Raw genomic sequence first — 23,382 nt, 5'->3', positions numbered from 1 at the left:
TCGGACAGATCAGTGCGATACGGACGGCGAGGGGTCGTCATACATCGATCATTCCGACCCCTGCCGCCCGATCCCAGCACCACACCAACCAGCGTGTACTAGATCAAACCCAACCGAGATGCCCTCTTAACGCCCACAGCGATATTCGCCGCCCGCTGTCCGGTACGCCAGGTCAGCGCCGCGGCCGCGAGGCAGCCGGCGGCGGCGAGGAGGAGAGGTGGCCGTGCGCCCAGCAGCACGGCGGCCGAACCGAGCGGGGTCGCCACCGCTATCGGCCCGAACATGACCGTGTTGGCGCTCGCGGCGACCCGGCCGAGCAACGCGTCGGGACTGTGCGTCTGCACGGCGGTGGTGGCCGCGACGAGGGCCCACGGCAGCCCGACGCCGGCCACGACCGACGTGGCCACCACCGCCGGCCACCAGGGCAGGCAACGGCCCAGGCAGCTCAGGCCGAACAGCACCGTGCCGGCGACGGCCACGGCCGTCGGGCGGTACCGGGCGATCAGCCGGCCGACGACCAGCCCGCCAGCCACCGAGCCGACGCCCTGGGCGCTGACCAGTACGCCGAGGAACGTGACCGGCAGGCCGAGGAGTTCGGTGACGACGGCGTACCCGGCGGCGGTGGCGAAGCCGGACATGCCGATCGCCACGGCGGCCAGGCACACCGGTAGCCGGATCGCCGGCGACCCGAACAGCACCGCGATGCCGGCCCGCACACTCCGGGAACGCGGCGCGGCAGGGGGCAGCGTGTCGAGCAAGCGCGGCGTGGCAGAGGGTGGCGTGTCGAGCAAGCGCGGCGCGGCGGGGGGTGGCGTGCCGGTCAGGCGCAGCGCGGCGTAGAGGGCGGCGGACAGGGCCGGCAGTCCGGCGGCGAGCAGCGCGACCAACGGGCCGCCCTGCCAGGCGTACAGGCCGGCGCCGGCCAGCGGGGCCACCAGCTTGGCACCCTCCTGGGCGCTGGAACGCCAGCCGTTGACATCGCCGAGTTCGGCGGGGGGCAGCGCGGCGGGCAGCAGGGCGCTCTCCCCGGCGTCGATCAGGACGTACGCCACGCCGTAGACGGTGGACACGACGTAGAGGAGCCACACCTGGCCGGGCCCGTGGACCGCCAGCAGGGTGGGCAGGGCGACCGCCAGGGTGAGGTTGGCGGCGACGACGACCAGGCGTCGGGGCAGCCGGTCGACGAGGCCGCCGAGCCACGGGCCGGCGAGGGCCGGGGCGTACACACAGATGCCGGCGAGCGCGGCCAGGCTGGGGGAGCCGGTGAGGTCGAAGATCCAGAGGCCGGTGACCAGGGCCATGGCACTGCCGCCGAAGCCGGAGAGCAGCGACACCGCCACGAAGAGGACCGCGTTGCGCCGCACGAGCCGCTCCCAGGGGTTGAGTCGAGGTGACTCACAGCCTGGCCATTGAGTTGCATCGAGGCAAGGCTGGGTGGCAACTGTCAATGAGACGTTGACAAGGCGGCGGTGAGATCCCGGGCGAGGACGCGTACCGGCCGAGGTAGCGCCGGTGCGGACCGGGTGAGGTCGGCGGCGACGTGCCGGGCCAGGTCGTACAGGCCGCCCGGCTCGGCCGCCAGCGCGAGCGAGGCGGTACGCCGGGTCAGCGCGGCTCGGGGGAAGCGGGCGTCCCAGTGGCGGTCCGCCTCGATCCAGCGTCCCAGGCCGGCGAGGTGCCTCCGCAGGGCGGCGACCTCGCTCGGCAGGTGCCGGTCGGCCGCTGCCCGACGGGCCTGCCGCGCGGCGGCCAGCCGCTGGCGGCGTTGCTCGGCGGCCTGCCGGCTGCTCAGCCCGAGGGCCTCGGCGACCTGGGCCCAGGTCGCGCCGCCCTGTCGGACCCGGTCGATGAGGTCGAGTTCGGTGTCGTCGAGCCGCTCGCGGGCCGACGGGACCGCGGCGAGCCGGGTGAGATCGACGTCCAGGTCGGCTTGGCCGCAGTCGACGCAGGGGTGCTCGGTCAGGTACTCCACGGCGCGGTGGTCCAGCGGATCACGCATCTGTCAACGCTACATTGACAACCGTTGAGGCGTGGGTAGGGTGTCAGGCAGCCGCCGACTCGTGGCCCCAGCGGTCGGGTGCCCAGTTGGGCAGCGCGGTGGGGGCGGGCCAGCCGCTGTGCTGCGAGTTCTCCGGCGTCTCCGCCTCGTCGGCCGGGCCACCCTGGGCCAGGCTGAGCGCACGCTGGGCCTGCTGCCACGGCTCGCAGGGCCACTCCTGACCGGCGCAGATCAGGTGGACGCAGCCGCCGTCCCCGTTCGGTGCGTGGGCGTCGGCGACATCCAGGGCGAGCCGCCACAGCAGCGGATCGCTGACCTCGTCCGGACGGTCGGTGACGTGGCTTGGTCGGTCGGCGTTGTCGGACACGCGTGATCCCCCCTCGTTTCGAGCCTCAGGCTCCTGTCTCCAGTCTGCCCGCAGGTCAAACGCAGGTAGCGGGCCGTTTGACCAGAGGTGTGCGGGCTCACCTGCCCAGCGCTCGGAATGATTGACAGATCACCATCCCTGGGCGAAAGATGTTCGCAACCTGATCACTCCTATGTGCCGGGTGGGCGACGCTGGGTAATCGGCGATGCGGGCGGCGTCGACGCCGGGCGTGCCCTCCTGGCTGGTGAACGGAGCGCAGGACAGCCGAGGCGAGGCACGCGAACCCCCATATCCCTGCCGCGCGCCGAGAAGAGGGGCCACAAGCCTCATGTCCGTTTCCCGCACAGGTGCCCGGTGGCGCCACCGACTACCCGTGTCCGCCGCAGTGGCCACCGGCGCCGCCGTACTGCTGCTGGCCAGCCCGCCGGCGGTGGCCGTCGTGCCGCAGGCCGCCGCACCCGCACCCGCCGCCGACTTCGTCACCCCCGACCTCGGCCGGCTCGCCGACGAGCAGGCCAACGTCATCGAGGTCCTGCTGGCCGACAACGACGAGATGGACGCGCTGGTGGCCACCGGTGTCGATCTCGATCACCACGTCGACCGGACCGAGGACGGGATCGTCGTGCACGCCGTGGTGACCGGTAACGAGGTCGCTACCCTGACCGCCGCCGGCTTCACCTTTGGGAGGGTCCTGCACACCCCGGCCGACTCCAGGGCCCGGATCGCCGAGCGTGAGGCGACCATCGCCGAGCACCTGGCCGACAACCAGGAGTTCAACGCCGAGGCGGGAGGGGCAGCCCGCGCGGCCGTCTCCGATGTGAAGATCATCCGTGCCGACTACTACACCAACGGCACCAGCCAGGTGCTGTCGGTGGAGGCGAAGTGGGCGCAGGGACAGAACGCCAGCACCGCGCTCACCGTGCAGCGGGACAGCGGGCCGGGCACCGAGATGGGTTCCGGCGGTACGCAGAGCATCACCCGCTTCGTCGACGCCGGGGTCTACATGTACCACCGGGGCGCGGCGAACGTGACCAGCCGGCCGGAGTACGTGCAGATCACCAGCCCCACCGGTGACGTCGCCGTGGCCAAGGTGAAGGAGTGGCTGCCGATCTCGGGCGACTCCCCCGAGGGACCGGGCTACCAGAAGGACTTCGTCACCAGCTACCTGACCCCCACCGAGCTGTACGCCCGGATCAAGACGCTGGCCGCGCAGTACCCGAACCTCGCCGAGATCGTCGAGTTGCCGTACCAGACCAACGGCTACCGGCGTAAGGCGCAGGCTGTGCTCGGCACCGCCAACGCCAGCCGCATCGGCGTCGACTCACTGGCCTGGGGCCACGAGGGCGGCAACAACGTCTCGGTGGAACTGGCCAACCCCGGCGCCGCCGACTCGCCCCTGACGGTGACCGTCACCGGCAACGACGTGCGGGTCAGCCTGGCCACCAACGCCTCCGGCGCGGTGACCAGCACCGCCGCCGAGGTCGCCGCCGCGCTCAACGCGCAGGCGGGCACCCTGCTGAACGCGTACACCTATCGGGGCAACGCGGGCACCGGCGTGGTCGCGCCGGCCACCCGGACCATGCTGTCGGACGGCCTCTCCGCGCCGGCGTCGGTTTCCCGCGAGCCGCACACGGTGTACGCCATCCGGATCGGCAAGCAGCGCGACGGTTCGAAGATCGGCGTGCTGGCCTACGCGCAGGAACACGCGCGGGAGTGGGTCCCGCCGCTGGTCACCGTCGAGACCGCGGAGCGGCTGCTGCGTAACTACGCCAGTGACGCGAACACCCGCGAGCTGGTGGACAACCTGGACATCTGGATCGCCCCGTCGGTCAACCCGGACGGCGGGCACTACTCGTTCTACGACTACAACTCGCAGCGTCGGAACATGACCAACCACTGCCCGACGACGGGGAACGCCGACTTCCTCGCCCGCAACTCGTGGGGTGTCGACAACAACCGCAACTACACCGAGTACAGCCTCTTCGACGGCTACTCCGGCGCCTCGGCCAGTTGCACCAGCGACACGTACGCGGGGCCCAGCGAGCTGTCCGAGCCGGAGAACAAGAACGTCGACTGGCTGGCCGCCCGGGGGAACATCAAGTTCTCGATGAACCTGCACTCCTCGGGCAACTACTTCATGTGGTCGCCCGGCTCGTACGCGACCCCGGGCCGGATCTCCGCGCCGCGGCCGACGCTGGCCGAGGAGTCGCTGTTCTGGGGTGCCTCGTCGCGGATCCTCACCGCCATCAAGCGGCACCGCAACCTGGCGGTCACCCCGGCGCGTACCGGCCCGATCGCCGACGTGCTCTACTCGGCGGCCGGCAACTCCGGCGACATGCTCTGGTACAGGTACGGCATCTACGCCTGGAACTTCGAGGTCGGCACGTCCTTCCAGCCGGCCTGGGCCTCGGGGCACGAGGAGACGCTGGAGTTCTCCAACGGCCTGGTCGAGATGCTGCGGGTGGCCCGCGACTTCGACACCGACGAGGCGGCGCCGACCAGCTCGGTGAACGTCGAGGGGAGCGCCACGGCCGGCATGGTCGACGTGACCTTCGAAACCAGCGAACCGGCGGCGGTCTTCTACACCGTCGACGGCACCCGCCCGACGTACGAGTCGACCCTCTACGGTTCGGCGGGCGTCCGGGAGGGCGGGGAGACGCTGACCGTCCCGGCCGGCACGACCCTGCACTGGTTCGCGGTGGACGCGGCGGGCAACGTGGAGAACGGCTACCAGCCCGACGGCAGCGGCGACAACCACCACAAGAAGAAGGTGTACGACCCGAAGGAGCTGCCGCTGACGACCACCGTGCAGGTGCGGTGCGTGGCGGGTAAGGCGTACGTCGGGGTGCAGGCGTTCAACGACCACGACGCGGCCGTGACCATCGCCCTGGAGAGCGCGTACGGCAGCAGGTCCTTCGCCGACGTCGCGCCGGGTGCGAACGCCTTCCAGCAGTTCAACACCCGAGCGACCGCAATCTCGGCCGGCTCAGCGACCATCCGCGCCACCGGGTCGCTCAACGGCGAGACGGTGACGACCGTGCTGACCAAGGAACACGCGGGCATCAACTGCGCCGACCCCCGTCCAGCCCACTGACTGCCAGCACAACGGAGAATCGCATGAACACATGGAATCGTAAGCGGCTTCTCGCGGCGGGTGCCGCGGGTGCCATGCTTGCCGGGGTGGTGGCGGTGGCTTCGCCAGCGCTGGCCGAGCCCGGCGACAACGCCGACGTGGCGGTGACGGTCGACATCGAGGAAATCAGGGAACCGGGTGTGCTGGCGCTGTCGATCGCGGGTGACTCGGTGACGTTGACCGAGGACGGCTCGACGCTGCTGGTCCGCCAGTTCGTAGGTGCCCTGCCCCTGGTGACGGTCACGGACACCCGCACCGCCGACGAGGTGCCCGCCGACGCCGCCTGGGCGGTGCTGGGCAGCGCGACCGACTTCGTCGGCGACGCCGGTCAGGAGCCGATCGGAGCGGGCCACCTGGGGTGGAAGCCGCGTCTGCGCGACGGCGGGGACACCGGCCTGGTCGCCGAGGGGGAGGAGGTCGTGACGGTTCTCGACGAGCCGACGCAGCCGGGTAACAACGTCGGCCTGGTGGATCAGGAACTGCTGGTGTCGACGTTCGACTCGGGGGCGGTCGCGGGCGGCGCGTACTCGGTCGACGCCGATCTGTTCCTGCGTACGCCGGCGGATGTCGCCGCGGGTTCGTACACCTCGACCCTGACGCTGTCCCTGTTCGAGTGAGGCGAGGGTGACAGGGGGCCGCCACGACGTGGCGGCCCCCTGTCACCTGATCAGAGCGTCGCGGTCGCCGACGGCTCGGTCGGTGCCGCGAGCGGGCCCGGCCGAGCGGCCGGCGGCCGGTGGAACATCGCCTCGCCCTTGACCAGCCAGGCCACCCCGAAGGCGAACACCGCCACCGCCTCGCACCAGAAGAACGGTTGCAGCGCCTCGCGGGTCGGCTCCGACAGGGCGTTGCTCGCCACGGCGAGCGCGATCGCGGTGAGGATGGCGAGGCCGCAGATGCGGTAGAGGGCGTTGCGCACCCGCGTGCCGGCGGTCGGCGCACCGTTGATCGGGAACCGCCAGAGGCAGAACAGGGCGAGGATCGCGAACAGCAGGCCGGCGGCGATCCCGTGCACCCGGCCGAGCGGGAACGCCCGGTCGGTGGGCGGGGCGTCGGTCGAGGTCGGCACCAGCGCCACCACGACCGCGAGCACGCCCGCCATCGTGCTCAACACGTCGTCGAGGCGGCGGTACCGGTAGTTGACCAGGAACACCCCGATCGCGCACAGGCTGCCGACGAAGACATCCCGCATGTCGCTGTGGTAATAGCTGCTGATCGAACTCAGCAGCTCGATTCGGCCGGTGGCCAGGGCGTGGCCGGCCGGCAGGACGATCGGCAGCGCGATGCCGAGCCCGCCGACGCCCAGCCGCAGCCGGAGCAGCGTCCGGGCGTCCGGCGAGGGCGAGTCCGGTGTGGGATCCATGCTTCCTCCAAGTTGCCAGGTCAGGCAGCCTTGCCCAGCGCGTCCGCGATCAGCCGGAGCACCTGCTGGGGCGTCCAGTTGCCCGCCGGACCCGCCGGACCAGCCGGGCCAGCCGGACCGGGGGCTCCCCGCTCGCCCGCGAACCGTTGGGCGTACGCCCGCTGCACCTGCTCGTACGCGGCGGGACTGTACGTGTCGCCGTCGGTGACCACGCTTCCCATGGCCCTTCGGCAGGCCAGCAGAGCTGCCGCGGTCACCGGCCCGTAGTGCCGGTCGATCTCGCCCTTGTAGTAGCCGAGGGTGGCAAGCTGGCGCTGCAACACCTCCACGGCGTCGTTGTTGTCGTTGAGTTTGCAGAACATCGAAAACCCTTCTCCCGTCGTACCGGGGATCACCCAAGGCTTCGTGGAGCGCTCGTGACTCTCCCGGGTGTTCCAGTGCACATGCTCGGTATGTGGGCTGGAGCCGGTGTAGGCCTTCCGGACCCACCCGCTGCCGCGGCTGGCGATCTGGTGATCATGAATCCAGTACTGCGCGGACTCATGCTGCTCGAAGACCCTCTTCAGTCGTTCGATGTCTTCGTGGTACGGCTCTCCATCCCCATTGAGCTCGACATCCATGTCCCAGGCGTCCACCGAGCCGTCGGGGTCAGGGTTGTGATCGCTGGAGGTGTTCTGGTGAGCGGCATCGCCGATGGTGCCGTCGGACTTCTTGTCGCGGTGCGGGTACGCGGCGTCGACGGCGTCGCGGAAGTTGGTCAGGGCTTGGTTGAGGTACCAGTCAACGGGCGTCAAGGTCACCCCTAGTGATGTGGCACTTTGCGCCGTTCGGGCTTCCGCTCTTCGCAAAGTGCCAGGTCAGCGGCCCCCCGGTCATTCATGCGTACCACCACGAACGGTCACCGCCCAGCGGCGTCGGTGACGGGTACCCGACACCGGCGCCCTGCGGCGTCCCTCGTTCGGGGGGTGTTGCGCCGTTGCGTGAGCCCCCACCCGGGCGACGCGAAAAATCACCTCATGGACGGAAGGGGAAACTCCCTCGGGAAGAGGCTGGGCGCGGCGGGCCTGCTGCTGATCGTCGGGCTGGTCGCCGGCTGCGACCCGCCTGCGAACAAGACCCCGTACCAGCCGCCGCAGACGAAGGCCGCCCCCCGGACCCTCACCGTGGTGGCCGCCGGTGACCTGCTGGTCCACCCCGAACTCAGCGAGCAGGCGGCCGCCGACGCGCGGCAGGCCGGACGCGCCGGCCACGACTTCACCCAGGTGCTCGCCGCCGTACGCCCCCGGGTCAGCGCCGCCGACCTGGCGATCTGTCACATGGAGACGCCGCTGGCCCCGCCGGAGGGGCCGTTCACCGGGTGGCCGTACTTCAGCGTGCCGCCACAACTGGCCGACGCCGCCGCCTGGGCGGGTTTCGACACCTGTTCCACCGCCTCCAACCACTCGCTGGACACCGGGGTCGAGGGGATCGCCCGTACCCTCGACAACCTGGACCGGGTCGGCCTGCGCCACACCGGCACCGCGCGCAACGAGGTCGAGGCGCGACTGCCGAACGTGCTGGAGGTCAAGGGCGTCCGGATCGGCCACCTGTCGTACACCGTCAGCTTCAACGGCATCCCGTTGCCGCAGGGGCGACCGTGGGCGGCGAACATGGTCGACGAGAAGGCCATTCTCGCCGAGGCCGCCCGGACCCGCGCGGCCGGCGCGGAGATCAACATCCTTTCCCTGCACTGGGGTACGGAGTACCAGTCCGAGCCGAACGCCGAACAGATCGACCTCGCCCGTCGGCTGCTCGCCTCGCCGGACATCGACCTGATCGTCGGCCACCACGTGCACGTGGTGCAGCCCTTCGAGAAGATCGACGGGAAGTGGGTCGCGTACGGGATGGGCAACCTGACGACCCGGTTCGCGGACGGCTCTCCGGAGAACACCCAGGACGCGGTGGTTCCCGAGTTCACCTTCACCCGTACCCCGTCCGGCCGCTGGGAGGTCACCGCGGTGAGTGTCCTGCCGACCTGGATGCAGTACCACCCGGCCGCCCGGGTGGTCGACCTGACCTCCGGGGTCAACGACCCGACGCTGCCGGCCGAGCAGCGCGCGCAGCTCGCCGCCGCCTGGAAGCGGATCACCGGGATCGTCAACGAGCGGGGCGCCGGCTCCGCCGGGCTGCGGATACCGGAGTGAGCACCCGCGGCGCGGTCGGGTCCGGTTTGTCGGTGCGGCGACCTAGGCTCGGCGCCGATGAGCCTGCCGCCCCGCCGCGCCCCCGGTGACCTGCTGGTCCACCTGCGGCGCGCCCGCGACCACCTGGACCGCCACTACACCGAGACGCTGGATCTCGCCGCCGTCGCGGCGGTCGCCGGCATCAGTAAATACCACTTCCAGCGGCTGTTCACCGCCACCTACGGCCGCTCACCGGCGGCGTACCTGTCCCGGCGGCGTATCGAACGGGCCCAGGACCTGCTGCGAACGACCAACCTGACGGTGACCGAGGTCTGCCACGCGGTCGGCTTCGCCAGCCTCGGCTCCTTCAGCAGTCGCTTCACCGAACTCGTCGGTGAGACACCGAGTCAGTTCCAGCGCCGCTGGGCCAGGACCGGGGCACCGCGCATCCCGGGCTGCTTCCTCTTCATGTGGGGGCTCGCCGAGCGCCGCGCCGATGGCACCGCAAGCCAGGAGAAGCCGGACGTTGGGGGAGCTACCTAACCTGGTCGCATGATTACCAACGTCGCCATCAGCAGCATCTTCGTCAAGGACGTCGACGCCGCCAAGGCATTCTACATCGACGTGCTCGGGTTCGTCGAGCACACCGACATCACCGTCGGTGACGGCTCCTACCGGTGGTGCACGGTCAACCACCCCAGCCAGCCCGAGCTCCAGGTCAACCTGAGCGTGCCGGGGCCGCCGCACTCGCCGGAGGTGGCCGAGTTGTTCCGCCGGGCCCAGGACGAGGGCAGCCTCTTCGGCCTCGGCCTCTCCGTCGACGACTGCCACAAGACGTACGACGAGCTGCGGGCCAAGGGGGTGGAGTTCATCCAGGAGCCGGCGGAGCGCCCGTACGGGGTGGAGGCCGTCGCCCGCGACAACTCCGGCAACTGGCTGGTCCTGGTCGAGCAGCGGGAGTTCACCCCCGCCGACTTCGACTGAGCCCGCTGGTCGGTGTCTGTCCGGCGCCACCGCTGCACCAGCCGCGGGGGCGCCGCTGGCGGTCAACGCCCGGGTACGGCCATTTCGCCGAGCTCGGACCAGTCGTCCTGCTCAACCGTGACGTTGACGATGCGGGGCGTCTCGGCGAGGTGCGGCGGCAGCGTCTGCTGCGCCTGCTTGAAGTGCTCGGACTGCACGTGCGCCGAACCGGCGTCACCGTCGCGGAACGCCTCGACCAGGACGTACTCGTTCGGGTCGTCGACGCTGCGGGACCAGTCGAACCACAGGCAGCCCGGCTCCGCGCGGGTGGCCCGGGTGAAGTCGGCGGCGATCTCCGGCCATCGGTCGGCGTGCTCGGGCAGCACCCGGAACTTCGCGGTAATGAAGATCATCTGAACGTCTCCCGTCCCGGGTTGCCCCGCGCGACACCACCTGCCGCTCCACCGTAACCAACCCCGGTGGGTCCGCATCACACCAGGTCGGGCCAGCTGCAAGATCAACTTGCAGCCCGGTGCTGCGGTATGGTTTGGCACAGGCGGGTCACCAAAAATATGGTGACACCAACGTTTTCTTCACCGAACGGCAGCTTAAGGGCGAAACGTGCAGAAGGCGTTACTGTGGAATTGGGCGGGCGTGCAGGCTGGTGTCGCGCGTTCGATCGCGGACTGGCAGCAGATGATGGGCCTGCGCCCTGTCGAGTTCTGGCACTACGCGGACCAGCAGGCCGCTCGTTTCTATGCACAACACCACACCGTGGTGCTCGATGACGTGATGGTGTCGCGGATGAGCACCGCGGCACATCATGTGCAGCGTCCGGTCCGTACCGACGCCGAGTCATACGTGCAGATCGGTCTGCAGTTGCGCGGATGGTCGAACGCCTACCAGGGAGCGCGGCAGGTCGTCTCCCGTCCAGGGGATCTCATCGTGTTCAGCACCGATGTCGACTTTCGGGTCGACCTGTCCGAAGGCATGGGCTGTGTGCTGTTTCTGCTCCCGGCGAGGGCGTTGGGCCTGTCCGACGAGGTGATCAGGAAACAGTCCCTGGCCGTGATCCGGGGCGACGCCGGGCTGGGTCTGCTCATGGCACGAACGCTGGGCACCCTCGGTGATGATCTGGCGACGCTGACCGGGCGCGGTGCGACCCGGGTGGTGTCGAGCATGGCCTCGCTCGCCGCCGCGATGCTGCTTCGCGAGGCGGAACAGCGGGACGCGATCACCTCGGTCGGGATCGAGGATGTCTGCGGCTTCATCGACGCCCACCTGGGCGACAGTTCGCTGACCGCGCAGCGCGTCGCGGACGCCCACTTCATCGCGTTGCGCACACTTCAGTATCAGTTGCAGCGGGAGGGGACGACTGTTTCCCGGCTCATCCGTGAGCGTCGGCTCGACCGGGCCCGTCGCGACATCGGCGACCCGCACGACACCCGACCCATCGCGGAGATGGCCAAGGCCTGCGGGTTCGCCAGCCCCGCGCACTTCAGCCGGGAGTTCAAGCAGGCCTACGGTGTCAGTCCGAGCGACTATCGCAGGAGCAGGGCAGCCACGACCGGCTCGGTCACGACTCGTACCGCCACCTGACCGGGTCCACCGTCTGCCCCACCGGGTAACGGCCGTCGCTGAGCCACCCGGTCCCCGCGGATGTGAGCGTCGCCGGCGCGGTGCACGCGCCCCCGTCGATCGTTGCGGGGCCCAGTGCGGCGATCGGGGTGAAATCGCCCTGACGGTGCGGATTCTCCGTCAGGATGCTGCCGCCGCCCGATGGCGTGAGCTCCAGGCTCGGGTTCAGCAGCACGACGCGGAGCATTCCCTCGTACGCGGTGAGCGTCACTCTCCCGACGAAGCGCAAGGGCTCGGGACCGCGGCGACGCGGGGGAAAGCCGAAGCAGCCGTCCGGGGTGCGGTACGCGCCGTCAGAGACCTCGATGCGGCTGTCCGGAACGCTCTCGACGTACTCGACGAGCTTGCCGAAAATGCCCCATTCGAGGCCGTCGACTGATGGGCCGCTACTCACCTGTGGGCGCTCCTCAGCGTTGGTTCCAGCCGTCGTCTCCAGCCTATGCGGGCTGCACTTGCCCGAACGCGCAACGGCCACGCATCGGCATGCGCAAAGGCGCAGCATTCGTGGTCCATGCCACCGTGCTCGGAGCAGGATTGCGGAACCCAGGCCGGCGAGCTGGCCGGCACACCACGGGAGGGAAACCGCGGCATGAACGGACAGTTGATCGACGAGACGATCCCGGTGCTGAACGACGATCCGTTCTCCCTGGAGAACCTGCGGGTCCCGGAAGCCTTCGACGCGAAGCTGCGCGAGGCCGGGCCGCTCGTCTACCTGGAGCGGTACGGGATCTACGCCAGCGGACAGCACGCCGTCGTCGAGGAGGCGTTCACCGACTACGGGCGCTTCACCTCCAGCCACGGCACCGGTCTGAAGAACCTCGCCCACGAGCACTTCTGGCGCGCGCCGACCATCCTCGAGATGGACCCGCCGGAGCACACCCCCGGACGCAAGGTGATGAACCGCGTGCTGGGTGCGCCCAACATCAGAAAATTCCGCGAGAACTTCGAGCAAACCGCCGAGCAGATGGTCGACGACCTCGTCTCGCGCGGGCGCTTCGACCTGGCCAAGGACCTCGCCGAGGCGTTCCTGCTGGCGGTGCTGCCCGACGCGGCCGGCCTTCCGCAGGAGGGGCGCGACCGTTTCCTCGCGATCTCGCGGATGAACTTCCAGTCGATGGGGCCGGAGAACGAGCTCTACTTCGAGTCGCTCAAGGATGTCGGCGGCGACGCCGACGCCGCGATGGCGTGGGTGTTCGACCGCGTACGCCGCGAGCTGGTCTCCGACGGTGGCTTCGGTGCGCAGCTGTACGGATACGCCGATGAGGGGACGATCCCCGAGTCGCAAGCCGCGATCATGACGGGGGCGTTCATCATCGCGGGCATGGACACCACCATGTACGGAATCGGGCTGGCGCTGCAGTCCCTCGCCGAGCGGCCCGAGCAGTACAAGCTCCTGCACGAGAACCCGGAGCTCGCCCGCAACGCCTTCGAGGAGAGCATGCGGTTCCGGGCCTCCAGCCCGCGGATCGGCCGCACCACGCGGGACGTTCCGGAGACCGAGCTCGCCGGGCACCGCATCCCCGCACTGCAGAAGTTCCTGGGATTCGTCGGCGCGGCCGGCCGCGACCCGCGTCGGTGGGAGCGGCCCGACGAGTTCGACATCACCAGGGTCGCCACCGGGCACCTCGCCTTCGGCGCGGGGGTGCACAACTGCGTGGGTCAGATGATCGCCCGCCTGGAGGCGGAGTGCCTCATCAAGGCGTTCGCCCGCCGAGTAAGAGAAGTGCGCATCGTCGGCACGCCGATCGAGGTCACCTCAAACTGGCTGCGGGGCTACGAGTCCGTACCGATCGAGGTGGTTGCCGCCTGAGGGCGGCCACGACGCACGGAACAGGGGAGCGGTCTTAGATGAAGAAGTTTGTGAACGACCCCGCGGTGCTCGTTCGCGAGTCACTCGCCGCACAAGCGCGTCGGCCCGGCGTCGCGCTGCTCGAACAGCACGATGTCCTGGTTCGCACCGACCGCACTCCCGGCCAGGTCGCGGTGGTGTCCGGCGGTGGTGCGGGGCACGAGCCGGCACACGCCGGGTACGTCGGCGTCGGGATGCTGACCGCTGCCGTCGCCGGACCGGTCTTCACCTCACCCTCGGTGGACGCGATCCTCGCGGGGCTCCGCGCCGTCGCCGCACCGGCGGGAATCCTGCTGATCGTGAAGAACTACACGGGCGACCGGCTGAACTTCGGCATCGCGGCGGAACTGCTGCGGGCCGAGGGCACCCCGGTCGAGATGGTGATCGTCGCCGATGACGTCGCGATCCGCAGCACCGGGGACCACGCGGGTCGCCGCGGGATCGCCGGCACCGTCCTCGTACACAAGATCGCCGGCGCCGCAGCCGCGGCAGGCGCGTCGTTGGACGAGGTGGCGGAGCTCGCCCGTGGTGTCGCCGCCGCGGTGCGGACGATGGGCGTGGCCTTGGATTCCTGCACGCTGCCGGGCACCGAGGCGCCCATCCGCCCGCTGGGGAGGACGGAAGTCGAGTGGGGACTGGGCATCCATGGCGAGGCGGGCGTGGAGCGGGGCGACGTGGTCCCGGCGGACGCCGTCGTCGACCGTCTCCTGAGCAAGATCGTTGCCGACCTGGCGCCGTCCGGGCCGATGCGGTTGGCGTTGCTGGTCAACAGCCTCGGGGCGACGCCACCGGTGGAACTCGATGTCATCACCCGCGCCGCACTGGAGTGGCTCGAGCGGGGTGGACACGTCGTCGAGCGGGCGTGGTCCGGCACGCTGTTGACGGCGCTCGACACTCCTGGTGTGTCGCTCTCCCTGCTCCAGGTCGACGAAGCGCTGCTCGGCCATCTCGACGCGCCGACGACCGCGCCCGCCTGGCCTCGATCGACCGGCGCTGTCGCCGCGCTCACGCTGCTGCCCGTCGTCGCCGAGCAGGAGACCGACAGCGGAGAGCCCCTCGGCCCCGACAGCGCGGCGCGTCGGGCGATCGAGGGCGTCTGTCGGACGCTCATCGCCGCCGAGAAGGAACTCACCGAGCTCGACTCCCAGGTCGGTGACGGGGACCTCGGGTTGAGCCTGGCCCGGGGCTCGCAGGCGGTGCTGGCCGAACTCGACTCGCTTCCCGCGTCGCCGGACGCCGCGTTGCGCCGGATCTCCGCAATCCTGCGGCGGGTCATCGGCGGGACGTCCGGCCCGCTCTACGCGGCGGGGCTGCTGCACGCGTCGAACGCCCTGACCGGGCGGCCCAGCGCAGCGGAGTGGGCGGTGGCGTTCGAGTCCGGAGTCGCGGCGATCGCGGAGCTCGGGGGAGCCCGACTCGGTGACTCGACCATGCTCGACGCGCTGATCCCGGCGGCGAAGGCGTACGCGGAGCAGGGGCGCGACCCCGCGGCTCGGCTCGACGCGGCGGTGGAGGCGGCCGCCGCCGGTGCCCGCAGCACCGTCGACGCCACGGCGCGTCTCGGCCGCGCGAGCTACCTCGGCGAGCGTTCGGTCGGCATCGTCGACCCGGGCGCCCACGCGGTCGTGATCTGGCTGTCCGCGCTGCGAGATGCGCTGCGAGGAGAACCCGCGTGAGCAGCGGCGCGCACGGAACGGTTGTCGTCGGCGCCGGGCACGGCGGTGTGGAAACGGCCGTGGAGCTTCGCGGCAGAGGATACGACCGACCGATCCTCCTGATCGGCGATGATCCACACGAACCGTATCAACGGCCGCCGCTGTCGAAGGAGCTCAAGGCGGATGAGCCGCCGCTGCTTCCGCTGCGCACCACGAGCATGTTGAAGGACCTCGACATCGAGGTGTGGCTCGGCACGCGGGTGGGCCGTCTCGACCGCGCGGCGCGGACCGTGCACACCGACGACGGCAGGACCCGCGGCTACGATCACGCGGTCATCGCGACCGGCGCGCGGAGTCGTCCGCTGCCGATCCCTGGGATCGAGCTGGACGGCGTCCACTACCTGCGCGACTACGACGATGCGCGAGCGATCGCGCGCCGGTTGCCGGGTTGCCGCGACGCGGTGGTCATCGGCGCGGGGTTCATCGGTCTCGAGTTCGCGGCGTTGGCCGCGTCCGTGGGCGTGCGGGTGACGGTCATCGAGGCCGGTGCTCGGGCCATGGGTCGCGCCGTGTCGGCGCCGACCTCGGCCCACTTCGCGGCCCTGCATCGTGCACAGGGGACGGAGCTCGTCTTCGACGTGACCGTCGAACGCATCGTCGACGAGGGTGGCCGACGTGCCGTGGTCCTGGCGGACGGACGGGTCGCCCGGGGCGCACTGGTGCTCGTCGGTGTCGGTGTCGTGCCGAACGACGAGGTCGCCGGCGACGCGGGCCTTCCGGTCGAGAACGGTGTGCTCGTGGACGATGGTCTGCGTACCGTCGACGAGCGGATCTGGGCGGTCGGCGACTGCGCCCGGTATCCCAGCCCGTACGCGCCAGGGACCGTACGGCTCGAGTCGGTGCAGAACGCGACCGGCCAGGCGGCGACGGTCGCCGCGGCGATCTGCGGTCACCGCGAGCCCTACCGCGACGTGCCCTGGTTCTGGAGCGTGCAGGGACCGGCGAAACTCCAGATCGCCGGGTTGCGGCACGCGGAGTCCACGGCGGTGGTGCGTCCCGAGTCGCGAGCGGGCCGGCTCGCCGTGTACTGCTTCCGCGGCGAGCAGTTGTGCGCGATCGAGACGGTCAACTCCGCAGCCGAGCATCTCGCGGCGCGCACGGCCATCGAGCGCCGCATCCCGATCACACCCGCGGATGTCGTCGCCGAGGGGTTCGTCCTCCGCGACGCCGTCCGCACCCACCAGGCGGCCTAGCCGCGCAGCGAAAGGACGACACCGTGGTACAGGTCAACTTCCACACTCCGGACGGCGAAAAGATCAGCATCGACGCTCCGGAAGGCGAGTCGGTGATGCAGGTGGCGGTGCAGAACGGCATCCGCTGGATCGTCGGCGAGTGCGGGGGGTCGCTGATGTGCGCCACCTGCCACGTGTACGTCGACCCCGACAACAGCCAACGGCTCGGCGTCGCCAGCGACGACGAGGACGAGATGCTGGAGGCCGCCGCCTCACCGCGTACCGAGTGCAGTCGGCTCAGCTGTCAGATCCGGCTCGGCGAAGCGGACCAGGGCATCAACATCCACCTGCCGCCCACCCAGCGGTGACGGGCACCAGGGGCGACCGCTGCGGCCGACCCTGGTGCCCGTCGAGGGCTCGTCAGTACCGCAGCTTGTGCAGGTAGCGGTAGCCGACCTCGGCGGTGCGCTGGGGCGTCACGTGATACTGCGGGTACGTCCCCGGGGACGCCGGCCGTTGCCCAGGTCTGTGGTGAATTCGTGGGCGTGGTTGTGGTCGCCGTAGCGGGGCCCGGGCCGCCCGCCCGGCCACCCCGCGCATCTTCCGCTAAACGCCCGGATCGAGTGGAACGCTGTCACCACTCGAAGGCGGGGAACCGGGCTGGAACTCCTCGTCCCGGCTCCGGCAACGGCGATGCAGCTGGCCGGAATTTTCCCGTGGCTGCTCGAGCGGGGGTGTCAATCATCTGGCGAAGCAGCACACCAGCGAGTTGCATCTGCGACTGTGCGTGGCGCTGGCGTCCGGTCTCTGCCACAACGACGGCAACGACGGTTCGGGTTGGTTCGGCGACGCGATCAGCACGGCAATACGGCTGGCCGGCGCTGTAGCAGTGCGGAGGCTCCTGCACGCGACATCGGCCCCGGTGGTCTTCGTCGTCTCCGAGGATCTGCACCGCGACGTCATTCGGCATGACTTCCGACTGATCGATCGGGACTTGTTCCACTCGGTGGAGGTCGTCGAGGGCAACGATTCGCCGATCCGCGCATGGTTTCACCTACCTGGACCGAGGTCGGCGCCGGTCGTGCCTTTCGAGCCGGACCTCGCGGGTGAAGCTGAGAAACCAGACCATAGTGGTGCGGCGGCTCAACGCGAGTCGACTTCCCCAACCCCGAACGGGACCGCCACCGGCGAGGCCGACCACAGCCCGGATCGTGACGGTGTGTCGCCGGGTCGGCAGACGCCTTGCGCAGGGCCATCGGCGAGCCCGACGAGCGAAGGGCCCCTGCGTCGACTGCCACGAGGGCTTTATCTCGGTGGCCCGGCGGACACGGTCGCCGATGGTTGGTCTGCTCCGCACTTTGTGGCGCGGTACGCCGCGCTGCGTGGTGCTGCTCGACGGAACACGGGTGAACCGCGGCAAAGCGACGCTGCCGCGATGTATCACGCTGCGACCGGCGGTCTGGTGTTCGCCCTGGCTGACGAGTCCGCCGCACTGTCGGCTCAGGACGGCGCGATACCCGGCTGCCAGGCACTGATCGAGTGGATCGCGGCAGGTCTGGAGCGCGAACACGGCCACATCGACTGGTCGAGGGCCACTCAGACGGCGGTGAGAAGGGTACCGATCGCGCCCGGCGACCTCGTGGTGTTCGCCACGAAGGGTGTGCGGAAGGCGCTCGGCGCGGATCCCGACTGGACGAACCTGCTGACCGATCATCTGCAGGAATCCCGTCCACCCGTTGAACTTGTTTACGAGTTGTCCCGTCTGGCCGGAGGCGAACCTGATGATCTGGCCCTGTTCGCCGTTTGGGCTCGCCCCGGAATTCATCACCGGCTGCACCACCGTTCCGGACTGAACAGCCGGTCGGGGCCACGGTGAACTGATCGGCCGAGAGGCTCTCCCACCGATCGTGTACCGCGTTGTGGTCGGGAAGACCTAAGTGGATGCTGCACGCCCAAGTGGCTGGATTGTGACCGAGGCAGCACTTAAGGTGAGCAACGAGCGCCGGCATTTAAGGTGTTCGTCACCTTCTTTGGCTGTTATGCGCATTTTGCCGGGCCGCGCTTAGGCGGGTCTGGCGGCGGTATCTGCCAAATGACCTTCACGGGCGAGCCTGCCGCTCGCACAGTCCTACCTGACAGCTCACCTTCATTCCCGGAGGTTGTGAACATGCCCTACCCGACGTTCCACTTCATTCTGGTCGTCGACATAGAGGGATTCGGCAAGCGCACCGTGCCGGTGCAGCAGTCTCTGCGTAAAGCCATGTACGAGGTGGTCCAGGTCGCCTTCGAGGACACCAACCTGGACTGGGACACCGTGGTCCGGCTCGACCGCGGCGACGGCATTCTCATGCTCGTGCCGACGACGACCGGCAACTCGGTGGTGCTGGCTGGGTCGTTCGTGCGCGCCCTGGACGCGGCGCTGCAGGAAAAGGCCCGGATCTACACGACCGAGCACCAACTCCGCATGCGGGTCGCCCTGCATCAGGGCAACTGCCAGCGGGACAAGGACGGCTGGGTGGGCGAGGCGCTCAACACCGCCAGCCGGCTGGTCGACGCCCAGCCGCTGCGGGACGCCCTGCGGGCCGCAAAACGCGCGCAGATGGCGCTCATCGTCTCGGACGAGATCTACCGTGGGGTGGTCAAGCACGGCTACCGGCAGATCGATCCGGCCTCCTTCGGTGAGGTGCAGATCGAGGCCAAGGAACTCCACGAGCCGGCGTGGATCCACTTGCCGGGGCACCCGTACCCACCGGGCATCAAGCCTGCGGCCCCGCCGCAGCCGCCGCCGGCCACACCACAGCAACCGCAGTCCGGGTCGCAGCCGCCGGCCGCGCCGGCGTCCCGGCAAGCGGAAGGCGGCAACCACTTCACCTTCTCCGGTGGTGTCGAGGTGGGCCGGGACTTCGTGGGCGGCAACAAGACCGTCTACGGCGGGGAGCCGAGATGAGCGCCGCCGTGCCGCCCGTGGCCGCCGCGCCGGTGCCGCCGCCATCCACACCGACACCGCCGGCATCCCCACCGGCCGGTCCCGCCCCGCCGGCTTCCGCAGCATCGGGGGCCGAGGGCCTGGCCCCGGCGGCGAACGAGGGCATGCAACAGGCGACCGGTACGGAGACGCCCAGCGACGAGCTGCTGTCGTTCGACCGCACCGGGCTCGCCGCGCAGGATCGGGACCTGCAACAACCCGAGGTCCCGAACGGCCGTCAACGGCACGAACGGCTGCGACAGTCGTCGCGAATGCTCATCGGCGGTGACCTGGTCGGTGGCGACAAGCTGGTGATGATGCTCGGCGGCCGTGAGCCGGCTCCGCTGCAGCGGTTGAGCACGCAGCTCAGCGAGCCGGTGCGACACGCCTTCCTGCCGCCGGAGGAGTGGGAGAGCACCCGCGCCGCCCTGGAAACGAGGCGGTTGGTCATTCTGCGTGCCGACCCGTGTCAGGGCAAGACGACCGCCGCGATCCGGCTTCTCCAGTCGCCGTCGGACCGCCCGATATACAACCTGGACCGCAGCGTCGATCTGCGTCATTTCGCCAGCTGGCTCGATCAGGACGGCCGCAGCGAGCCGCCGTTGCCCAACGGCGCGGGCTTCCTGCTCTGCGAGCCGGCCGGTTGGGACGACGTGCAGGGCTGGATGCTCCAGCAGCTTGAGGCGGCGCTCGAGCGGATCGATGCGCGTTTTGTCCTCGCACTGAGCACCGAGTCGGTGCTGCGCGACGAGGACGTCCGGGAGTACGTCGTTGCGCTGGGGCGTGCCCAGCCGCACCGGTCCATCCTGATCAGCCACCTCACCTGGCGGCTCGGCAGCAACGCCGACCTCGCCGCCGAACTGCTGGCCGATGATGCCCTCAACGAGTACGTGACGAACCTGTGCGGACCGCAGGTCTCCCGCAAGGTGCCGGCCGACCTGGCCGTGGTGATCAGCCAGGAACTCAGCGACGGCGTGGTCGACCTGGACCGGGTCCGGCAACGCATGTCCGAGCGGCACAGCGATGATCTCGACATCTGGTTCGACAAGCTGCCCGACCTGCCCAGCCGCTGTCTCGCCATTGCGCTCGCCGTGCTCAACGGTCTGTCGTACGAGAGTGTGGTGCGGGCGGCGGACCGGCTGGTCGCTCGCCTGGACGGACCGGCGGCCGGCTTTGCCGGGGACGAGCCGGTGGCGTTACGGCCGTGGCGTGAGCCGTTCCGGTTCAGCCGCCGCGAGCTGGTGCGTCGCATGCGGGCCGAGATTCGATCGGTCACCGTGCGCGGTGCGTGGGGGCCGGTGACGGTCGAGGCGATCCAGTACGTGGCGGACGGCTATCCCGCGCTGGTGCTCAACCATGTCTGGCGGGAGTTCCAGATTCACCGCGAACTGCTGGACTGGCTGCGGGACCTGGCCAGTGACGTCAACGAGGACGTGTACACCTGGGCCGGCACGGCGTTGGGCGTGTTGTCCCGGCACGCGTTCGACTTCGTCTACGCGCAGGTGCTGCATCAACTGGCGATCGCACCGCACAACTGGCGCAACGGCGAGGTGGTGGCGTACGCGCTGCGGGTGCCGGCCGCCGACGACCGCACGCGCCCCTTGGTCAAAGCGGTGGTCGACAACCTCTACACCAACAGCTCCTCGCCGACGGGGCAGGCGACCGCGGCCCGTGTGCACGGCGTGAGCCTCGGCCCGCAGGGGGCCCAGGAAGCGCTCATGGCGTTGGACCGGCTCGCCACCATCGATCATCGCGGCATCGCCATCGGTATCGCCGACGGCTTGACCGACCTGATCATGCAGGACGAACAGCACAACGTTCCGATGGTGATCGAGCGGGTCTTCAGTTGGCTTCACGATCGCCGCCGGGCGTTGGTCGGCCAGTTCATCTTCCTGCGGTTGGTGTTGTCGTTGACGACGGAACGGACGGTGCCACAACCGGGGGCCGGTGGCTGTCGGTCGATCACCTGGCCAACCCTCTTAGATCTTGCCGACCAGCGGCGGCAGCTGCGGCCGGCGTTGGTCGAGATGTGGTCGGAGGTGCTCATCGGCGGCTCGTTCAGCCGGCTGGTCGAGCGAGCACTCGCCGCCTGGGCCAGCCTTGCCGAGGTGAATGCGGAAGTCCGCACCCCCTTCTGTGGGCTGTTGGGGGACATCGCGGCATGTGGCGCCTGGGCTGAGCAGACGATCCGGCGCTACCTCACCGAATGGCGAGCCCCAGACAACCTTCGTCCCACCCCCCTGACGGCGTACGCGGTCGAAGCCGCGTTGGATGCAAGGAAGGATCTGCCGTGACCCAGCCGCTTCCGCTGATTCTCCGTGTCGAGCCGGTGCAGCGACGGCTCCGCAGCAGCAACGCGACTGCCGCACCCTACGAGGCCTCCGTCTACGTCACCGCAGACCGCAAGGTGGCCGTTGTCGATGATGGGCGCCCGCTGAGCCGGTGGGAGCAGGTGGCCACGTCGTACCGGTTCCGCTACGACGTGGACATCAGCGATCATCGCCGGACGGTCGAGTTGCGCAGCACCCCGTTTCGGGCCCGCGGCAACCGCTGGCACTTCGAGGCCACCGTCGAGGTGGGGTTCCGGGTGCACGATCCGGCGGAGATCGTCAAGCGCAACGTCAAGGATGCGTTGCCCATTGTCTACGGCTACCTGCGGCAGCGGCTTGCCGAGATCACGCCGACGTACGACATCCAAGAGGCAGCCGAGGCCGAAGACAACATCATCCGCGAGTTCAGCGGTGGTCGGCGGCTGCCGGAGGGCATCACGATCTTTCATGTCGCACCGCGCTTGCGGCCCGAGGCCAAGGCCATCGGGCACGTTGCCGAGCGGACCGAGATGAGGGACCGGTACGACACCAACGAAAATCAGCACGAGCTGAACAAGCAGGAGGCTGTGCATCAGGGCGAGTTGGCGCAGCTGACGCAAGAAGCTCGGCTCGCCGCCGAGGGGCGTGAGTTGGCGGCGATCGGCTCAGCCGGGATGTCCGCCAAACACATCGTGCTGATGCACCTGGCGCGCCACCCACAGGACACCGAGCGTGCGTTGGGCCTGCTGATGGCGCACGAGCAGGCAGTCTCCCAGCGGCTGGACGCAGACAACCAGCACAGCATGGAGTTCTTCCAGTTCCTGGTGGACAAGAAGATTGTCCGCCCCGACCAGGTAGAGCTGATGGTGCCGGGCCTGGTCAGCCGGATCGGCGGAGCGGCCACCAGCACCCCGGTGGCCGCCCGGCCGGCGATCTGGTCGCAACACCCCGCCTTGAGTGATCAGGCGGCGCAGCCAGGTGACCTCGGCGCCGGCGGCCCGCCAGCAACCCTGATGAAACAGGACCCGCAGTCTCGGGTGTGGCGGCCGGTCGACGGGGTCCAGCCGATCTATGTGCTGGTCGACGAGTCCACCGAGATGGGGCCGTACGTCAGTGATCTCAGCGACGGCGCCTACGGGCTGTACCAGCAGCTGCTGGAAGCCAAGGACGCGTCGTCGGCGGTGTTGCTGTCGATGCTCGGCTTCGCCGACCAGGTCGCCACCCGGCTGCCGTTGAAGGCGGTGAACCAGGGTGGCCAGCCGCCCTGGTTCACGGCCAGGGGGCCGGTCAGCTACGCCAGTGTCTTCGAAGCGTTGCTGGACCGGATCGGACCAGACGTAGAGGCGCTCAAAGCACAGGGCTACACGGTTTTGCGGCCCGTCGTGCACCTGCTGGCCGGAAGTGACCCGGGAAACGGAGCGGAATGGGCGGTGCCGTACCGGCGGCTGATCGACTCGAGCACCCACCGGTACGCCCCGAACATCGTCGCCTGCGGCTTCGGGACCGCGCCGGCTCGTCTGATCGCCGAGATCGCCACCCGCCCGCAATCCGGCCACCTCGCCCCGCCGCACCTTGACCCGCATCAGGCGATCGAGTGCTACTGGCAGGCGTTGGCCCGCAACATCATCGCCACCGGCCGGTCCTTGGTCAAGGGACGAGCGGAACTGGCCATGGAACCACCCGCCGGTTTCCGGCTCGCGCACGAGGTCGTGTGACAACCCTCCCGAACCCGGACCAGTTCCGGAGA

The 23,382-nt window shown here is 69.8% G+C and carries 21 protein-coding genes; 14 read left to right on the top strand and 7 right to left on the bottom strand.

Annotation, left to right across the window (positions count from 1 at the left end; all coding sequences use genetic code 11):
* Positions 1-98 precede the first annotated feature (98 nt).
* The 3 genes from IEY61_RS28255 to IEY61_RS28245 form a co-directional block, all read right to left on the bottom strand.
* A complete protein-coding gene (locus IEY61_RS28255; protein ID WP_189049783.1) occupies positions 99-1,364 on the bottom strand; it encodes an MFS transporter in 1,266 nt (421 codons plus the stop codon).
* An 80-nt stretch (positions 1,365-1,444) separates the two neighbouring features.
* The gene (locus IEY61_RS28250) at positions 1,445-1,999 is read right to left on the bottom strand and encodes a hypothetical protein (protein ID WP_373293233.1); all 555 of its coding nucleotides are present in this window, start codon (positions 1,997-1,999) and stop codon (positions 1,445-1,447) included.
* Between the two features lie 43 nt (positions 2,000-2,042).
* The gene (locus IEY61_RS28245; protein WP_189049781.1) at positions 2,043-2,366 is read right to left on the bottom strand and encodes a hypothetical protein; all 324 of its coding nucleotides are present in this window, start codon (positions 2,364-2,366) and stop codon (positions 2,043-2,045) included.
* 373 nt (positions 2,367-2,739) lie between these two features.
* Here IEY61_RS28245 and IEY61_RS28240 point away from each other — a divergent pair, with 373 nt between their 5' ends.
* A complete protein-coding gene (locus IEY61_RS28240) occupies positions 2,740-5,460 on the top strand; it encodes a M14 family metallopeptidase (RefSeq protein WP_229706518.1) in 2,721 nt (906 codons plus the stop codon).
* A gap of 23 nt (positions 5,461-5,483) precedes the next feature.
* A complete protein-coding gene (locus tag IEY61_RS28235) occupies positions 5,484-6,116 on the top strand; it encodes a hypothetical protein (protein ID WP_189049777.1) in 633 nt (210 codons plus the stop codon).
* A 50-nt stretch (positions 6,117-6,166) separates the two neighbouring features.
* On the opposite strand, the gene IEY61_RS28230 is transcribed toward IEY61_RS28235, so the two are convergent.
* Both IEY61_RS28230 and IEY61_RS31610 read right to left on the bottom strand, forming a co-directional pair.
* Complete coding sequence (locus tag IEY61_RS28230; protein ID WP_189049788.1) at positions 6,167-6,862, bottom strand: DUF998 domain-containing protein; 696 nt, start codon at positions 6,860-6,862, stop codon at positions 6,167-6,169.
* Between the two features lie 20 nt (positions 6,863-6,882).
* On the bottom strand, positions 6,883-7,656 hold the full coding sequence (locus IEY61_RS31610; protein WP_229706517.1) for a peptidoglycan-binding domain-containing protein: 774 nt from the start codon (positions 7,654-7,656) through the stop codon (positions 6,883-6,885).
* 222 nt (positions 7,657-7,878) lie between these two features.
* On the opposite strand from IEY61_RS31610, the gene IEY61_RS28215 reads away from it, so the two are divergent.
* From IEY61_RS28215 to IEY61_RS28205, 3 genes are read left to right on the top strand one after another with little or no spacing between them, the layout of a single operon-like run.
* Entirely contained in the window at positions 7,879-9,045 is a 1,167-nt protein-coding gene (locus IEY61_RS28215) for a CapA family protein (RefSeq protein WP_189049775.1), read from the top strand.
* Positions 9,046-9,102: 57 nt separating this feature from the next.
* Complete coding sequence (locus IEY61_RS28210) at positions 9,103-9,567, top strand: helix-turn-helix transcriptional regulator (protein ID WP_189049773.1); 465 nt, start codon at positions 9,103-9,105, stop codon at positions 9,565-9,567.
* A gap of 9 nt (positions 9,568-9,576) precedes the next feature.
* A complete protein-coding gene (locus IEY61_RS28205; RefSeq protein ID WP_189049770.1) occupies positions 9,577-10,008 on the top strand; it encodes a VOC family protein in 432 nt (143 codons plus the stop codon).
* A 62-nt stretch (positions 10,009-10,070) separates the two neighbouring features.
* On the opposite strand, the gene IEY61_RS28200 is transcribed toward IEY61_RS28205, so the two are convergent.
* On the bottom strand, positions 10,071-10,400 hold the full coding sequence (locus IEY61_RS28200) for a putative quinol monooxygenase (protein ID WP_189049768.1): 330 nt from the start codon (positions 10,398-10,400) through the stop codon (positions 10,071-10,073).
* Positions 10,401-10,608: 208 nt separating this feature from the next.
* Between IEY61_RS28200 and IEY61_RS28195 the strand changes: the two genes are divergently transcribed.
* Positions 10,609-11,586, top strand: coding sequence for an AraC family transcriptional regulator (locus IEY61_RS28195; RefSeq protein WP_229706516.1), 978 nt, complete (start codon positions 10,609-10,611; stop codon positions 11,584-11,586).
* On the opposite strand, the gene IEY61_RS28190 is transcribed toward IEY61_RS28195, so the two are convergent.
* Entirely contained in the window at positions 11,564-12,019 is a 456-nt protein-coding gene (locus IEY61_RS28190) for an HtaA domain-containing protein (protein WP_189049764.1), read from the bottom strand. The genes IEY61_RS28195 and IEY61_RS28190 overlap by 23 nt on opposite strands.
* Positions 12,020-12,214: 195 nt before the next feature.
* On the opposite strand from IEY61_RS28190, the gene IEY61_RS28185 reads away from it, so the two are divergent.
* From IEY61_RS28185 to IEY61_RS28150, 8 genes are all read left to right on the top strand, one after another.
* Positions 12,215-13,435 carry a cytochrome P450 gene (locus IEY61_RS28185; RefSeq protein ID WP_189049762.1) on the top strand — a complete coding sequence of 407 codons (1,221 nt, stop codon included), beginning with the start codon at positions 12,215-12,217 and terminating at the stop codon, positions 13,433-13,435.
* Positions 13,436-13,473: 38 nt separating this feature from the next.
* Positions 13,474-15,150, top strand: coding sequence for a dihydroxyacetone kinase subunit DhaL (dhaL, locus tag IEY61_RS28180; protein WP_189049760.1), 1,677 nt, complete (start codon positions 13,474-13,476; stop codon positions 15,148-15,150).
* Entirely contained in the window at positions 15,147-16,382 is a 1,236-nt protein-coding gene (locus IEY61_RS28175) for an NAD(P)/FAD-dependent oxidoreductase (protein ID WP_189049758.1), read from the top strand. The genes dhaL and IEY61_RS28175 overlap by 4 nt, the downstream gene beginning before the upstream one ends.
* A gap of 23 nt (positions 16,383-16,405) precedes the next feature.
* On the top strand, positions 16,406-16,729 hold the full coding sequence (locus IEY61_RS28170) for a 2Fe-2S iron-sulfur cluster-binding protein (RefSeq protein WP_189049756.1): 324 nt from the start codon (positions 16,406-16,408) through the stop codon (positions 16,727-16,729).
* Positions 16,730-17,130: 401 nt separating this feature from the next.
* Positions 17,131-18,237, top strand: a complete 1,107-nt coding sequence (locus IEY61_RS28165; protein WP_189049754.1) for a hypothetical protein — start codon at positions 17,131-17,133, stop codon at positions 18,235-18,237.
* 291 nt (positions 18,238-18,528) lie between these two features.
* The gene (locus IEY61_RS28160; protein WP_189049751.1) at positions 18,529-19,308 is read left to right on the top strand and encodes a nucleotidyl cyclase domain-containing protein; all 780 of its coding nucleotides are present in this window, start codon (positions 18,529-18,531) and stop codon (positions 19,306-19,308) included.
* Entirely contained in the window at positions 19,305-21,620 is a 2,316-nt protein-coding gene (locus IEY61_RS28155; protein WP_189049749.1) for a hypothetical protein, read from the top strand. Before IEY61_RS28160 ends, IEY61_RS28155 begins: the two co-directional genes overlap by 4 nt.
* Positions 21,617-23,350 carry a vWA domain-containing protein gene (locus tag IEY61_RS28150; RefSeq protein WP_189049747.1) on the top strand — a complete coding sequence of 578 codons (1,734 nt, stop codon included), beginning with the start codon at positions 21,617-21,619 and terminating at the stop codon, positions 23,348-23,350. The genes IEY61_RS28155 and IEY61_RS28150 overlap by 4 nt, the downstream gene beginning before the upstream one ends.
* The last annotated feature ends 32 nt before the right edge of the window (positions 23,351-23,382 follow it).

Source organism: Micromonospora sonchi, from assembly GCF_014646235.1.
GTDB classification, from domain to species: domain Bacteria; phylum Actinomycetota; class Actinomycetes; order Mycobacteriales; family Micromonosporaceae; genus Micromonospora; species Micromonospora sonchi.
Note: the sequence above shows the minus strand (reverse complement) of the source record. Positions and strands in the feature narration are given on the sequence as shown.